15 protein-coding genes are annotated in these 13,428 nt (G+C 69.0%); 7 read left to right on the top strand and 8 right to left on the bottom strand.

Annotation, left to right across the window (positions count from 1 at the left end; genetic code table 11):
- The first annotated feature begins 117 nt into the window (after nucleotides 1-117).
- From sigE to ACQPYH_RS35170, 5 genes are all read left to right on the top strand, one after another.
- Nucleotides 118-789 (top strand): RNA polymerase sigma factor SigE, encoded by a 672-nt coding sequence (sigE, locus tag ACQPYH_RS35190; RefSeq protein ID WP_350862121.1) that lies wholly within the window; start codon nucleotides 118-120, stop codon nucleotides 787-789.
- Nucleotides 786-1,397 carry an anti-sigma factor family protein gene (locus ACQPYH_RS35185; RefSeq protein WP_432880412.1) on the top strand — a complete coding sequence of 204 codons (612 nt, stop codon included), beginning with the start codon at nucleotides 786-788 and terminating at the stop codon, nucleotides 1,395-1,397. Before sigE ends, ACQPYH_RS35185 begins: the two co-directional genes overlap by 4 nt.
- Before the next feature lie 3 nt (nucleotides 1,398-1,400).
- Entirely contained in the window at nucleotides 1,401-2,465 is a 1,065-nt protein-coding gene (locus ACQPYH_RS35180; RefSeq protein WP_432880409.1) for a sigma-E factor regulatory protein RseB domain-containing protein, read from the top strand.
- A gap of 250 nt (nucleotides 2,466-2,715) precedes the next feature.
- Entirely contained in the window at nucleotides 2,716-4,044 is a 1,329-nt protein-coding gene (locus ACQPYH_RS35175) for a S1C family serine protease (protein WP_432880407.1), read from the top strand.
- A gap of 62 nt (nucleotides 4,045-4,106) precedes the next feature.
- Complete coding sequence (locus ACQPYH_RS35170; RefSeq protein WP_432880404.1) at nucleotides 4,107-4,442, top strand: sec-independent translocase; 336 nt, start codon at nucleotides 4,107-4,109, stop codon at nucleotides 4,440-4,442.
- A gap of 3 nt (nucleotides 4,443-4,445) precedes the next feature.
- Here the strand turns inward: ACQPYH_RS35170 and ACQPYH_RS35165 are convergent, their stop codons facing one another.
- Nucleotides 4,446-4,865, bottom strand: coding sequence for a hypothetical protein (locus ACQPYH_RS35165; RefSeq protein WP_432880401.1), 420 nt, complete (start codon nucleotides 4,863-4,865; stop codon nucleotides 4,446-4,448).
- Between the two features lie 51 nt (nucleotides 4,866-4,916).
- On the opposite strand from ACQPYH_RS35165, the gene ACQPYH_RS35160 reads away from it, so the two are divergent.
- Nucleotides 4,917-5,507, top strand: a complete 591-nt coding sequence (locus ACQPYH_RS35160; protein ID WP_432880398.1) for a TetR/AcrR family transcriptional regulator — start codon at nucleotides 4,917-4,919, stop codon at nucleotides 5,505-5,507.
- Here the strand turns inward: ACQPYH_RS35160 and ACQPYH_RS35155 are convergent.
- Complete coding sequence (locus ACQPYH_RS35155; protein ID WP_432880395.1) at nucleotides 5,486-6,439, bottom strand: helix-turn-helix transcriptional regulator; 954 nt, start codon at nucleotides 6,437-6,439, stop codon at nucleotides 5,486-5,488. The genes ACQPYH_RS35160 and ACQPYH_RS35155 overlap by 22 nt on opposite strands.
- Nucleotides 6,440-6,501: 62 nt before the next feature.
- On the opposite strand from ACQPYH_RS35155, the gene ACQPYH_RS35150 reads away from it, so the two are divergent.
- A complete protein-coding gene (locus ACQPYH_RS35150; RefSeq protein ID WP_432880393.1) occupies nucleotides 6,502-7,683 on the top strand; it encodes an epoxide hydrolase family protein in 1,182 nt (393 codons plus the stop codon).
- On the opposite strand, the gene ACQPYH_RS35145 is transcribed toward ACQPYH_RS35150, so the two are convergent.
- The 6 genes from ACQPYH_RS35145 to ACQPYH_RS35120 form a co-directional block, all read right to left on the bottom strand.
- Complete coding sequence (locus tag ACQPYH_RS35145) at nucleotides 7,674-8,765, bottom strand: GNAT family N-acetyltransferase (RefSeq protein WP_432880391.1); 1,092 nt, start codon at nucleotides 8,763-8,765, stop codon at nucleotides 7,674-7,676. The two genes, ACQPYH_RS35150 and ACQPYH_RS35145, sit on opposite strands and share 10 nt — an antisense overlap.
- A 54-nt stretch (nucleotides 8,766-8,819) precedes the next feature.
- A complete protein-coding gene (locus ACQPYH_RS35140) occupies nucleotides 8,820-9,965 on the bottom strand; it encodes an Mrp/NBP35 family ATP-binding protein (RefSeq protein ID WP_432880388.1) in 1,146 nt (381 codons plus the stop codon).
- Between the two features lie 77 nt (nucleotides 9,966-10,042).
- Nucleotides 10,043-10,606, bottom strand: a complete 564-nt coding sequence (gene pspAB, locus ACQPYH_RS35135; RefSeq protein WP_130440029.1) for a PspA-associated protein PspAB — start codon at nucleotides 10,604-10,606, stop codon at nucleotides 10,043-10,045.
- 4 nt (nucleotides 10,607-10,610) lie between these two features.
- Nucleotides 10,611-11,513, bottom strand: coding sequence for a zinc metalloprotease HtpX (gene htpX, locus ACQPYH_RS35130; protein WP_432880386.1), 903 nt, complete (start codon nucleotides 11,511-11,513; stop codon nucleotides 10,611-10,613).
- A gap of 40 nt (nucleotides 11,514-11,553) precedes the next feature.
- Nucleotides 11,554-12,093 (bottom strand): DUF1003 domain-containing protein, encoded by a 540-nt coding sequence (locus ACQPYH_RS35125; protein WP_432880383.1) that lies wholly within the window; start codon nucleotides 12,091-12,093, stop codon nucleotides 11,554-11,556.
- Nucleotides 12,083-13,360 carry a magnesium transporter MgtE N-terminal domain-containing protein gene (locus ACQPYH_RS35120; protein ID WP_432880380.1) on the bottom strand — a complete coding sequence of 426 codons (1,278 nt, stop codon included), beginning with the start codon at nucleotides 13,358-13,360 and terminating at the stop codon, nucleotides 12,083-12,085. The genes ACQPYH_RS35125 and ACQPYH_RS35120 overlap by 11 nt, the downstream gene beginning before the upstream one ends.
- Nucleotides 13,361-13,428: the final 68 nt, after the last annotated feature.

The raw sequence follows: 13,428 nt of genomic DNA, 5'->3' as shown, positions 1-13,428 counted from the left end.
TGTGAAGGCACTGGCTGGGAACTTCCGGCCGGGGCGCCGCGTTGAGCCGTCGTACGAGCGACTCAGGGTTCTACCCGGGTCTTCCCGACGTGCGCAGAGGACGGTGACCGCGGCACCATGGCCTTCACGCTTATTGCCGAGAGGACCCAGGGAGGCGTCGCGGTGAAACCCGCCGACACCAGGACCGCGCCCGCGCCGCAGGAGGCGCCGGAGGTGCTGCCCTCGTGGGACGAGATCGTCCGCACCCACTCCGCCCGGGTCTACCGGCTCGCCTATCGCCTGACCGGTAACAAGCACGACGCCGAGGACCTGACCCAGGAAGTGTTCGTCCGGGTCTTCCGCTCGCTGTCGTCGTACACGCCGGGTACCTTCGAGGGCTGGCTGTACCGGATCACCACGAACCTGTTCCTGGACGGCGCCCGCCGCAAGCAGCGGATCCGCTTCGACGGCCTGCCCGAGGACGCGCACGACCGGCTGCCGGCCAAGGGCGAGGGCCCGGCCGAGAAGCTGGATTCCGACCTGTTCGACCACGACGTCCAGGACGCGCTCGACGCGCTGCCCGAGGACTTCCGCGCCGCCGTCGTGCTGTGCGACATCGAGGGCATGACGTACGACGAGATCGCGGACGTCCTGGACGTGAAGCTCGGCACCGTCCGCAGCCGCATCCACCGCGGCCGGTCGATGCTGCGCAAGCACCTGGAGCACCGGGCCCCGCGCTCCGGCCAGACCCGGGTCGGCGGTCCACCGGCAGACGGTGGCCTGTTCAGCGACGGAGGCGACCTCCGATGAGTCTGCAACACCCGCTCGACAAGCTGAGCGCTGTGGTCGACGGTGAGCTCGACCACGACTCCCGCGAGAAGGTTCTGAGCCACCTGGTCGGCTGCGACACCTGTCGCGCCGAGGTCGACGCACAGCGTCGGCTGAAGGCGCGGATGGCCGGCCTGGACCTGCAGGACCCGTCGACAGACCTCATGCAGCGCCTGATGGGTGTCTCGTCGTTCTCGACCGAGCCGCGCGAAGAGGTGCGCCCGGTGCTCACACCGGCCGTCAGCCTGTTCCCGCAGCGGTCCGCGTTTCCGGCCGGTCGCTCCGGTGGCACTCGCCCGGGCCCCGCGCGTGGCACTCGGTCCCGCCGCCGCACCGGCGTGCTGGGTGCAGCCGGCTCGGCCGCCGCAGTCGCCTCCCTGCTCGGCACTGCGTTCGTCGTCGGAGACCCGTCCCGGTCGGAGCAGCCGCCGGCGCTGCAGCCGCCGGTCGCGAGCTTCTCGTCAGATCACGCGACCACCAGCGGCGGAGCGCCGTTCGCCGACCCGGTCGCCGTGCTGAACTCCTACAACGGTTCTGGGTACGCCGGGCTGACCTCGACGCTCCAGCCGGTGGCCCTGACAGGGCGCTGACCTGTGAGCCTCTCCCGGCTCGCCGTCCTGGTCAGCACAGCCCTGATCGGATTCGGCCTGCCCGCATCCGCGGCCGCCGTACCGGCCGTATCGACATTGTCGAAGGCGGACTCGCCGACCGCGGTGAGCTGGCTGCAGCGCGCCGCGGCCGCACCGAACCGGATCTCGTACCACGGCACGCAGATCATCACGGCCTGGGGACCGCAGGGCGCGAGCTCGGCGATGTTCGACATCACCCACGCGGCATCACAAGGCTCCGAGATCAGCGTGCTCGGTTCGTCGTCCGCTCCGGGCGCTAAGGCGTTCGTCCAGCGCGCCACGACCGCCGACGCCGCGATCGACGGCGGACCGCTGGCGTTGCTGCAGGCGACGTACCAACTCGTCGACAAGTGCTGCACCGACCTGATCGGACGGACCGCGGTGCTCGTCGAGGCGCTCCGGGACGACCAGACGCTGGCTGCGCGGTTCTGGATCGACAAGACGACCGGATTGCTCCTGCAGCGTCAGCTGTTCAGTGAGGACGGCAAGACGATGGTCCGGGCCACGGTCTTCACCGAGCTGGAGATCGAGGACTCCGAGTTCCTCGGCCACCTGCCGCCGATGCTGCCCAGCGGCGTCGAGGCCGTCGGCATGGGCAAGGTCGACAACCTGCGCTCCCAGGGCTGGGTCTGCGCCCCGGAGCTGCCCGCATCGCTCAAGTTGTACGACGTCCACCGGGACACCGCCAACGGCTCCCTGCAGTTCTCGTACTCCGACGGACTGTTCAACGTCTCGGTCTTCGAGCAGCGCGGCACGCTCGACCCGGCTGCCGTCGCGGGCTTCAGCAGCACCGACAGCCCGGGCGTCTACCAGCGGTACGGAATGCCGTCGTACGTCGTCTGGTCGTCCGGCGGGATCGTCTACACGCTGATCGGGGACCTGCCTCCGGACCAGCTCGGACAGGTCGTCCGGGCGTTCGGGCACGACGTGCCGATCAAGCTGACGGCCATCGAGCGGCTGGGCACCGGGCTGGCCAAAATCGCGACCTGGCTCACTCCGATGGGTGCACTCTCGCCGAAGCTGGGATAATCGAATGTGGAAGGCCCTCCGGTTACCCCCGGCAGGCCTCGACAGACGACCACGATGACGACGTGAGGCGGGGACCGTGATGAGCGACGACGCCGAGCCGACAGTTCCGAATCCGGCGACCGCGGATCCCACAGCGGCCACGCCCATCACCCCTGAGCCGTCCGCCGGTCCTCCGCCCGCAGCCCCCGCCCCGCCGCCGCAGCAGTCTCCCTTGAGCGCGTTGACCCCGCCTCCGCTCGCGGCAGGGTCGATGCCGCTGCGCACTCCCGGCTCGGACGCGGCGTACCGGCAGACCAACGGCGGCGGGCCGACGAACGGCGGCCGCTCCACCAGCCAGCGCAGCTTCGGGCAGCCCGAGCCGCAGGAGCCCCGGTTCAAGCCGCTGTACCCGGGTCAGGCCTGGCCGACCGAGCAGCCGCAGTACCGGCCGACCTACATCCCGCCGCCACCGGCCGACTGGCACGCGCAGCAGGCCCGCTCGTACTCGAGTGAGCCGCCGAAGGTGAACCGCATCGTCACGATCGCGGCTCTGGTCGCGGTGATCATCGGTGTGATCGCCGGGGCCGGCGCGGCGACCGTCGTCGTGGCGCTCGGCGGCGGCAACAACGCCCCGATCGCCGATCAGCCCAACCCGCCGGTCGGCACCGGCACCGACCCGAAGATCCGCACCGGCTCGGTGTCCGCGGTCGCCGCGACCCTGCTGCCGAGCGTCGTACAGCTGAAGGTCGAGGGCTCGGACAACTCCGACGCCACCGGATCCGGCTTCGTGATCGACAACGTCGGGCATATCCTGACCAACAACCACGTCGTCGCGGCCGCGGCGACCGGCGGCTCGATCCAGGTCGTGACGAACGGCAACAAGACCGCGACCGCACGGCTCGTCGGCCGCTCCCCGGCGTACGACCTGGCCGTCGTGCAGGTGGTCGGCCTGGATGCGCCGTCGGTCCAGTTCGGCCGGTCCGACCAGGCGGTCGTCGGGCAGGACGTGGTGGCGATCGGTTCGCCGCTGGGCCTGGCCGGCACGGTCACCTCAGGCATCATCTCGGCCAAGAACCGGCCGGTGACGACCGGCGACGACACCGGCCAGGCGTCGTCGTACATCAGCGCGCTGCAGACCGACGCGGCGATCAACCCGGGCAACTCCGGTGGTCCGCTCGTCGACATGAGTGCGCGGGTGATCGGCGTGAACTCCGCGATCGCGACGGTGCCGGGCGCAGGCGAAGGGCAGAGCGGCAGCATCGGGCTCGGATTCGCGATCCCGATCGACCAGGCCCGGCGGACGGCGCAGCAGCTGATCGCGAACGGCAGGGCGTCGTACCCCGTCATCGGGGCAAGCGTGGACATGACGTTCGAGGGCGGCGGCCGGGTCAGCGCGGTGACCGCGAACTCGCCGGCCGCACGGGCCGGATTGCGGGTCGGCGACGTGATCACGTCGATCAACAACGAGCCGGTCGACAGCGCCGAGGTGCTGATCGTCGCGATCCGCACCCACCAGCCGGGAGAGGCCGTGCGGCTCGCGTACGAGCGCGGCGGGCGGTCCCGCACGGTTACCCTGACTCTCGCCCAGCAGATCGGCTGAACTCCCATGACCGGAGTCGATATAGGCTGGTCCGCGTCCGTGGAAAGAAGTGAGGTGGGGACATGTTCGGCATCGGACCACTCGAGCTGGTCGTGATCGCGATCGTCGCCGTACTCGTCTTCGGACCGGACCGGCTGCCGGAGTTCGCGCGGACGGCGGGACGCCTGCTGCGGCAGGTCCGTCAGATGGTCAACAACGCGCAGAACGACCTGCGCAGCGAGCTCGGCCCGGAGTTCGCCGACCTGGAACTCCAGGACCTGAACCCGAAGAACTTCGTCCGCAAGCACCTGCTCGACCCGATGGACGAGGACGAGAAGCCGGTCAGCGAGTTCACCGACTCCGCGGCGCAGCGCCTCCCGGCCGGCCAGCGCCCGCCGTACGACCCCGAATCCACCTGAGGCTTACTTCCGTCGGAAGAGCAGGGCAGTCGCGACAGCACCGGCTGCCGCGGGCAGGAGTGCGAGGACTCCCCAGAGCGTCGTGTAGGGGTGCACGCCGTACTCCGACGCGAGCAGGAGCGTCAGGCCCAGCGACGCCGTGATCAGGGTGGCAACGACGCCCAGGACGGCCGCGACCAGGCGGTGTGAGCGGGCCAGGCCGGCGACCGCCAGCCAGAGCAGGACGTCGAGGACGGCAACGCCGTACAGCAGGCCGTAGAGCGCCCCGGCGGACGCTTGCTTGCCGTGCGAGGCGTACGCCGACGTGGCGTGGTCGAGCAGGCTGCGGCTGCCTGCCTGGTCGACGATCGCGATCACCGCGAGCAGGACCGAGAGTCCGACCGCGATGAGGGCTGTCTGTTTTTCAGAAAGTGACTGTCTCATGCGAGTGACTGTACCAGACAGTGACTTTCTGAAGCGTGCTACTGTCTCACCATGGCTACCGGTCTGCGGGAACGATGGCGCGTCAAGGCGCGACGGACGATCCAGGAGCGCGCGCTCGACCTGTTCGACGAGCGCGGGTTCGACGCGGTGACGATCGAGGAGATCGCCGCCGCGGCCGAGGTCTCGCCGTCCTCGGTCTACCGGTACTTCGGCACCAAGGAAGGCCTGATCGTCGCCGACGAGTTCGACACGATGAGCCAGGAGGCGCTCGAGGAGCTCCTCGACGTCGACGACCCGGTCGGCAGCATGATCCAGATCGTCCGCAACTACGAGGCGGCGCCCGACGGCTCGGAGCCGATCCCGTGGCGCCGGATCAGGTACTTCTTCAAAGAGCCCTCGGTCCGGACGGCGTTCTGCGCGTCACTCGACCGCGCGAGCCAGCGCATCGCCCCGATGATGGCCGGCGGACAGCTCACCGAGACCCAGTCCCGCGTCGCGGCGAACGCCCTGGTCTTCGGCTATTTCTCCGCCCTGGAGCAGTGGTACGTCGACGGCGGGACGCAACCCGTCGCGCAGTACGTTGAGGAAGGCCTCGAGCCGCTCCGTCCGATCTGGTCGAATCACTCCAGCGCGCGGGCGTAGCGAGCCGCCAGCTTGCGCACCTCGTCCACGAGTTCCGGCGCTTCCGCGACCGAGAAGTCGAGGTCGAGCATGCTGAGGTACCGCAGCAACATCCCGGGATCGTCGGAGCCGGCGTCGAGGTAGCACGAGGACTCGTCGATCTCGGTCAGCACGCCCGCCGTCGCCGGCAGCCGGGCCGACACGACCGACAGCGGCGCAAATACCCGGATCCGCGCGCGAAACTCCCACATGGCCGTCGAGACCCCACGATCGACGTACGACGCGACGCCCTCCGGCGGCAACTCGCGCGGCAGGAAGCGCGGTCCGGTCGGGATCCTCGGCGTCAATCGGTCGACCCGGAACGTTCGCCAATCGACCCGGTGCAGATCGAACGCGACGAGGTACCAGCGTCCCCGCAAGTAGGCGAGTCGGTACGGCTCGACCTCCCGGACCGATGACGTACCCGAATGTGAGTCGTAGTCGAAGCGCAGCCGTTCATGATCGCGGCAGACGGCCGCCAGCGTCGCCAGCACCGACGGGTCCACCAGCGGCCCCGACCCGGGGACGGGCACGGTGTAGCGGTGCAGGGTGTTGACCCGATGCCGCAGCCGGGACGGCAGGACCTGCTCCAGCTTGGCCAACGCCCGTACTGAGGTCTCCTCCATACCGGCGACCGAGCCGCTGGCAGCTGTTCGCAGGCCGACCGCGACTGCCACGGCCTCCTCGTCGTCGAGGAGCAGTGGAGGCAGCGCGGCGCCGGCACCCAGCCGATAGCCCCCGGCCACCCCGGGAGTCGCGTCGACCGGGTAGCCGAGCGACCGCAGGCGTTCGACGTCGTTGCGTACGGTCCGCGTCGTCACACCAAGCCGGGTGGCCAGCTCCGGACCGCTCCAGTGCCGATGCAGCTGCAGCAGCGAGAGCAGCTGTAACAGTCGTGCCGAGGTCTCGAGCATTTCTTCAGCATCCTCTCGATTGCGGAATCTAGCTTTCCGCAATCGTTCCTAGTGTCGTACTCATGACGACCAACGAGATCCACCCCTTCCGCATCGAGGTACCGCAGGCCGACGTCGACGACCTGCACGCACGGCTCGCGAACACCCGGTGGCCGCGGGAGCTCCCCGGCCTCGGCTGGACCCGCGGAGTCCCGACCAGCTACCTGCAGCGGATCGCGGAGTACTGGCAGAACACCTTCGACTGGCGCAAGGCGGAGGCGCGGCTGAACGAGCTGCCGCAGTTCGTCACCGAGGTCGACGGCCAGCCGATCCACTTCGTCCACATCCGATCCAACGAGCCCGCCGCCCGGCCGATGTTGATGGTCCACGGCTGGCCGAGCTCGTTCACCGAGTTCCTCAACGTCATCGGCCCGCTGACCGACCCGGTCGCCCACGGCGGCAAGGCCAAGGACGCCGTACATCTTGTGCTGCCGTCGATCCCCGGCTACGGCTTCTCGCCGGTGAGCGAGCCCGGGTGGGGCAATCTGTTCCGGGTGGCCGGCGCGTTCGCCGAGATCATGACCCGGCTCGGGTACGACCGGTTCCTTGCCCAAGGCACCGATGTCGGTTCCGGCGTCGTCGGGATGCTCGGCCTGGTCGCGGCCGATCGCGTGATCGCCGCGCACATCAACGGCCCGGCGCCGTACCCGCTCGGCCCCGAGCTCTCGCTGGACGGGCTCGAGGGAAGCCAGCGCGAGCGTGCCGAGCGGTTCAACGCGTGGCGCGAGGACGGCGTCGGCTATCTGGCGCTTCAGGCGACGCGTCCGCAGACGCTCGCGTACGGGCTCACCGATTCGCCGGTCGCGCAGCTCGCCTGGATCGTGGAGAAGTTCAAGGAGTGGACCGACCCTGACCACGAGCTGCCGGAGGACGCCGTCGACCTGGATCAGTTGCTGACGAACGTGAGCATCTACTGGTTCACCGAGGGCGGCGCGTCGGCCGCGCACTCGGTGTACGAAGGCATGCAGGCCTTCCGTGAGTTCGCGAGCAGGTCGGCCGAGCCGGCCGAGGGCTGGGAGGCCCCGGCTCCGCCGCCGGTCGGCGTCGCCGTGTTCGCCGCCGACATGTCGGTCCGGCGCGACGTCGACCCGTACGGCATGTACACCTCATGGCACGAGTACGACGCGGGCGGTCACTTCCCGGCGATGGAGGTACCCGAGCTGCTCGTCGACGACATCCGGGCGTTCTTCCGCGATCACAAGTAGTCGGTGGCAAGTAGGTCGTAGGTGACCTTGTCGTCGACGTGGCTGGAGATGTGGAAGGCGGCGCGTTCGGTGCCGACGTGGCGGAAGCCGGCCTTCTCTGCGGTACGGCGGGCCGAGGTGTTCGTGCCCGCCGTACGGATGAAGAGCCGGCGTCCGCCGAACCCCCCTGCCTCTTCGTCTGCGAAGTACCACTGGGCCACTCGCTGGATGGCTTCGGTCATCACACCGCGGCCCTGCGCGTCGGGGTGCATCCAGAACCCGAGCTCGGCATCACGGACCTCGCCGTGGTGGATGCCGAACATCGTGAGATTCCCCAGCCCCTGGTCGGTCTCGGCGTCGGCCACGCACCAGTTGAACCGGCGGCCGGCGGCAGCCTGCTCGGCCATGTCCTTCAGCCAGAAACGCGCGTCCTCCGCGGTGAACGGCTGCGGGATGAACGGCAGGAAATGCGCGGTCGTCTGATTGGTCCGTGCGGTCGTGATGCGCGGGATCTCGTCCTCGCGCCACGTCCGCAGCCGCAACCGCGGCGTCTCCAGCACCGGAATCTCGAACCACGGGTGGCGCGGCTTTCGCTCGTCGTCCGGTCCGATCCACGCGGTCCAGGCGTCGACCCGCTCGCCGTCTTCTTCGGCCATGTCCGGGATCGTCTCACCCAGGCGGAAGCCGGTCGCCCATGCCACCCGCCGCGACGGCCAGTTCCCGACCTGCGCCCACCAGCGGATGACGTGGAAACCGCACGTCGCGAAGCCGAAGTCCAGGATCAATCGCACCGCGCGGGTCATCACGCCGGCGCCGCGGGCCCACGCCGAGAGGCCGTAGTGCACGCGGGCGTTGTCGTCCACATCGGGCTCCAGGGCGATGCTTCCGGCGTACCGACCCTGGTACTCGATCACGAACATCAGCCGCTCATGGCGCTTCCACGCTTCGGTGATGCCGAAGGTGATCCACCGCCGGGCGTCCTCGTCGTTGCGACGGGTGCCTTCGCGGTTGCGTTCGGCCTGGGCTTCGATGTCGTCGAGTCGGGGCGCGCGAAGCGTCACCACCCCGTCGGTCAGGACCGGATGCTCAGCAGGAATCGGCACCCGGCCAAGTCAACACCAACCGACGGCCACCTTCAGCCGGATTACGAGGCCGGCTTACCGGCCCGCGGGGGAGAGACCGAGCTGGCGGCCGAGCAGACCGCGCGGCTTGCCGCCGAGGGTGGTTGCGATCTTCTCGAGCACCTGGGCTGCCGCGGTGTCGGGGTCTGCGCCCGTGAGCGGCTGACCGAGGTCGCCGCCGGAGCGGAGACGTTCGTCCAGCGGGATCTCGCCGAGCAACGGGATCGGGTAGCCGAGGCGGGCGGACAGCGTCTCGGCGACGCGCGTGCCGCCGCCGGAGCCGAAGATCTCGATGCGGTGCTCAGGACCGCAGTGCGGGCACGGCAGGTACGACATGTTCTCGACCACGCCGGCCACCCGCTGGTGGACCATCTGCGCCATCGTCCCGGCGCGCTCGGCGACCTCCGCGGCGGCTTCCTGCGGCGTCGTCACCACGATGACCTCTGCGCTGGTCAGCCGCTGGCCGACCGAGATCGCGATGTCACCGGTACCGGGCGGCAAGTCGAGGAGCAGTACGTCGAGGTCGCCCCAGTACACGTCCGCCAGCATCTGCACGAGCGCCCGGTCCAGGATCGGGCCGCGCCACGCGACGACCTGGTCGCGCTTCGGCTTCAGCATGCCGATCGAGATGACCTTCACGCCGTGCGCGGGCACCGGCATGATCATGTCGTCCACCGCGGTCGGCCGCTCGTCCGCGACACCGAACATCGCCGGCACCGAGTGCCCGTAGATGTCCGCGTCCAGTACGCCGACCGACAACCCCTGCCGCGCCATCGCGACCGCGAGGTTGACCGTCACCGACGACTTGCCCACACCGCCCTTGCCGGACGCGATCGCGAACACCTTGGTCAGCGAATCCGGCCGGGAGAACGGGATCTCCTTCTCGGCCACACCGCCACGTAACTGGGTCTGCAGGGCGGCCCGCTGCTCGGCCGACATCACGCCGAGGTCGATCTCGACCCCGGTGACGCCGTCGAGTTTGCTGACCGCGGCCGTGATGTCGCGGCGGAGCGTGTCCTTCATCGGACAGCCCGCGACGGTCAGCAGAACACGCACGGCGACGACGCCGTCCTCGCGAACGACGACGGACTCGACCATTCCCAGGTCCGTGATCGGTTTCTTGATCTCCGGATCCAGCACGCCACCGAGCGCCGTGGTGACCTGATCAGCAGTGGGAGCCATGTCCCAAGGCTACGTGCTCACTCCACCTCACCCGACCGCGGTCCATGTGACGTAGGCCCGGCAAGGCAACCCTTACTTCAGAGGCCAGGGGCTCCGTAGATGGGGAACCAGCGGGAGAGGTCTTGTTCGAAGTTCAGATCGGCGCCGATGACGGACTTGATCTGGAGTTCAGTGGCGTTGTCGCGGCGGTCGGTGCCGGCCGGGACGAACGGGTACCAGGTGCCGCGCTTGTAGAGATAGACGAGGCCTACCGACTGGGTGCCGTTGCTGAAGGCGACCAGCGTGCAGAGCAGCGCGGATCCGAAGCCCGCGTCGACGAGCGACGTGTTGACCGCGTGCAGGTCGGTGACCAGGGTCTCCAGGTCATCCGGAGCCGTCTGCCGGACCAACCACGTGAAGCCGTACGAGTCCGTCGTACTGGTGAGCTTGCCGTTGTCGAGCGCGAGCAGCTTGTCGACCTCCTCGCGGAGGGTGGAGAACCCGCCGCCTTCGGCTGCCTTGAAGCAGACCGAGCCGCTACCGGTCGGACGGTAGCCGGCCGCGGTCTCCAAGGTGATCGCGGCCGACGGAACGGAGAACAACTGATCGAGGTTCGGCGGGACGGCTTTGCTCCTGCCAAGCAGGATGTCGAGAAGGCCCATAGGTCTAAGCTTGCTCGCCCAGCTCGCGGGACAGGACACCGAGGCGGTCGAGGCGCTTCTCGAGCGACGGGTGGGTCGAGAACAGCGACGACAGGCTGGCGCCCGCCTTGCCGGAGATCGCCGGGGCGAAGAAGAACGCGTTGAACGCCTCCGCCTGGCGCAGGTCGCGCGACGGTATCCGCGCGATGTCCCCGCTGATCTTCGTCAACGCCGATGCGAGTGCGGACGGTCTCCCGGTCAGCATCGCGCCGGCCCGGTCGGCCGCCAGTTCGCGGTACCGCGACAGGGCGCGGGTCAGCAGGAACGAGATCGCGTACACGGCGATCGACACCGCGATAATCGTCAGCACGATGACTGCGGTGTTCTGGTCACGGTTGCGGCCGAGTCCGCCGTACAGCCCGAAGCGGGTGATCAGGCCGGCCAGTACGCCGAGGAACGACGCGATCGTCATCACGGCGACGTCGCGGTGGGCGACGTGGGAGAGCTCGTGTGACAGCACGCCCTCGAGCTCGTCCTGGTCCAGCCGGCGCATGATGCCGGTAGTGACGCAGACCACCGCGTTCTTGGGGTTGCGGCCGGTCGCGAAGGCGTTCGGCAGGTCGACGTCGGCGATCGCGACGCGCGGCTTCGGCATATCGGCCAGCGCGCACAGCCGGTCGATCGTGCCGTGCAGCTCCGGAGCCTCCTCGGGCGTGACGATCCGGCCGTGCATCGCGTACAGCGCGATCTTGTCGGAGAACCAGTACTGCACGAACAGGGCACCGCCCGCGATGACGACCGCCAGAACGGCGCTCTTCGTCAGCGCGATCAGCAGTGCGACGAAACCGACGTAGAGCAGACCGAGCAGGAAGCTGGTGATCAGCATCCGGCTGGACAGCCCGCGGTCAGGCGCGAATCGAGTCTTCATTCCACGTCCTTCCTCACCTGATAGTGAGGGTAGCTCGGGGTCAAACCCGGTCGTCCTCGCGCCTGTTCAGGTCCAGGTCGGCGAGCAGCGAGCGGAGCTCGGAGCGGAGGAAGTCGCGGGTGGCGACCTCGCCGACGGCCATCCGCAGCGACGCCATCTCCCGGGCCAGGAACTCCATGTCCGCACGGGTCCGGGCGTCCACGTCGCGGTCGCGCTCGTACTGCACCCGGTCGCGGGCCTCCTGCCGGTTCTGGGCGAGCAGGATCAGCGGAGCGGCGTACGAGGCCTGCAGGCTGAGTGCCAGCGTCAGGAAGATGAACGGGTACTGGTCGAAGCGCACGCTCTCCGGCGCGAAGATGTTCCAGGCGACCCAGAACAGGATCGTCGCGGTCATGTAGACCAGGAACTGCCCGGTGCCGAGGAAGCGCGCGATCCGCTCGGACAGCCGCCCGAACGCGTCCGCGTCGTACGTCGGCCGCGGTACGAACGTCCGCCGCCAGTCCCGCGGTATGTCGAGCCGCGTCGTCGTACCGCGGAACAGCCGGCGCTCGTCCGAGGACCTGCGGTCGTCACGAGGCATCGTGGTCCCCCTCCTGCTCGCCATGATCCGAATGGTCGTGCTCCCGCCAGTCGTCCGGAAGCAGGTGATCCAGCACGTCGTCAACAGTCACCGCACCGAGCAAGCGACCCTCGTCGTCCAGCACCGGTGCCGCAACCAGGTTGTACGTCGCCAGGTACTTGCTGACTGTCTGCAGGCTGTCGTCCGGCCGCAGTCCGTCCAGATCGGTGTCCAACGCAGCGGACACCAACTGGGACGGCGGTTCACGCAGCAGCCGCTGGATGTGGCCGATCCCGATGAACCGCCCGGTCGGCGTCTCCAGCGGCGGACGGCAGACGTAGATCATCGCGGCCAGGGCCGGACTGAGATCCGCGTTGCGCACCTGGGCGAGCGCATCAGCCACAGTTGCGTCCACCGGCAGGATGACCGGCTCGGACGTCATCAGGCCGCCGGCAGTGTGCTCCTCGTAGGTCAGCAGCCGCCGTACGTCCTCTGCTTCGTCCGGCTCCATCAGCGTCAGCAGGCGCTCGGCTGTCTCGGTCGGCAGCTCAGCGATCAGGTCGGCCGCGTCGTCCGGGGACATCTCCTCCAGTACGTCGGCGGCTCGCTCGGTGTCCAGCCCGTCGAGGATCTCGACCTGGATGTCCTCGGGCAGCTCCTCGAGCACATCGGCCAGCCGCTCGTCGTCCAGCGCAGCTGCGATCTCCTTGCGCCGCTTGGCGGACAGATCATGCAGTACGCCGGCCAGGTCCGCGGCTCGCATCGAGTCGAACGCGGCCAGGATGTGCGTGGCGCCCTGGCCCTCTTCGTCCTGGGTGAACCCGGTGACGTCTCTCCAGTCGAGCACGTAGGTCTGTCCGCGCCGGCGGAACCGCTTGGAGCCCTCCCGCACCGCCACCTTGGTCAGCAACCAGTCGCGGGTCCTCCACTGCTCCATCGCCATGTCGAACACCACTGCGGCCGCGCCTGTGTCTGCGATGGTGACAGTCCGGTCGAGGAGCTCTCCCAGCACGAGTACTTCGGTCGCACGCTGCTCGAAACGTCGTACGTTGAGCAGGCCGGTGGTGATGACGTGGCCGACGTCGACAGAGGTGACACGGGTCATCGGGAGGAAGATGCGGCGCCGGGTGAACACCTCGACGACCAGGCCGAGCACACGGGGCGGCTGGTCGTCCTGGCGCATCATCGCCACCACGTCGCGGACCTTGCCGACCTGGTCCCCGTTCGGGTCATAGACCGGCAACCCCGCCAACCGGGCGACGTACACACGCGACGGTGATCCGGTCATGTCCGAAGGCTAACCCGCCGAGTGGACGTCTCAGCTGAGGACGCTTCGTAGACTTCTTACCTCGGGCA

This window comes from Kribbella sp. CA-245084, assembly GCF_050942355.1.
Taxonomy (GTDB): Bacteria; Actinomycetota; Actinomycetes; order Propionibacteriales; family Kribbellaceae; genus Kribbella.
This window is presented reverse-complemented; position numbering and strand designations above follow the sequence as displayed.

What these genes read in the sequence shown, in the direction of transcription:
- htpX (WP_432880386.1), bottom strand. Translation starts at nt 11,513, where the DNA reads ATGAAGACTCGATTCGCGCCTGACCGCGGGCTGTCCAGCCGGATGCTG.
- ACQPYH_RS35165 (WP_432880401.1), bottom strand. Translation starts at nt 4,865, where the DNA reads ATGAGACAGTCACTTTCTGAAAAACAGACAGCCCTCATCGCGGTCGGA.
- ACQPYH_RS35185 (WP_432880412.1), top strand. Translation starts at nt 786, where the DNA reads ATGAGTCTGCAACACCCGCTCGACAAGCTGAGCGCTGTGGTCGACGGT.
- ACQPYH_RS35155 (WP_432880395.1), bottom strand. Translation starts at nt 6,439, where the DNA reads ATGCTCGAGACCTCGGCACGACTGTTACAGCTGCTCTCGCTGCTGCAG.
- sigE (WP_350862121.1), top strand. Translation starts at nt 118, where the DNA reads ATGGCCTTCACGCTTATTGCCGAGAGGACCCAGGGAGGCGTCGCGGTG.
- ACQPYH_RS35170 (WP_432880404.1), top strand. Translation starts at nt 4,107, where the DNA reads ATGTTCGGCATCGGACCACTCGAGCTGGTCGTGATCGCGATCGTCGCC.
- ACQPYH_RS35175 (WP_432880407.1), top strand. Translation starts at nt 2,716, where the DNA reads ATGCCGCTGCGCACTCCCGGCTCGGACGCGGCGTACCGGCAGACCAAC.
- pspAB (WP_130440029.1), bottom strand. Translation starts at nt 10,606, where the DNA reads ATGGGCCTTCTCGACATCCTGCTTGGCAGGAGCAAAGCCGTCCCGCCG.
- ACQPYH_RS35120 (WP_432880380.1), bottom strand. Translation starts at nt 13,360, where the DNA reads ATGACCGGATCACCGTCGCGTGTGTACGTCGCCCGGTTGGCGGGGTTG.
- ACQPYH_RS35140 (WP_432880388.1), bottom strand. Translation starts at nt 9,965, where the DNA reads ATGGCTCCCACTGCTGATCAGGTCACCACGGCGCTCGGTGGCGTGCTG.
- ACQPYH_RS35160 (WP_432880398.1), top strand. Translation starts at nt 4,917, where the DNA reads ATGGCTACCGGTCTGCGGGAACGATGGCGCGTCAAGGCGCGACGGACG.
- ACQPYH_RS35125 (WP_432880383.1), bottom strand. Translation starts at nt 12,093, where the DNA reads ATGCCTCGTGACGACCGCAGGTCCTCGGACGAGCGCCGGCTGTTCCGC.
- ACQPYH_RS35150 (WP_432880393.1), top strand. Translation starts at nt 6,502, where the DNA reads ATGACGACCAACGAGATCCACCCCTTCCGCATCGAGGTACCGCAGGCC.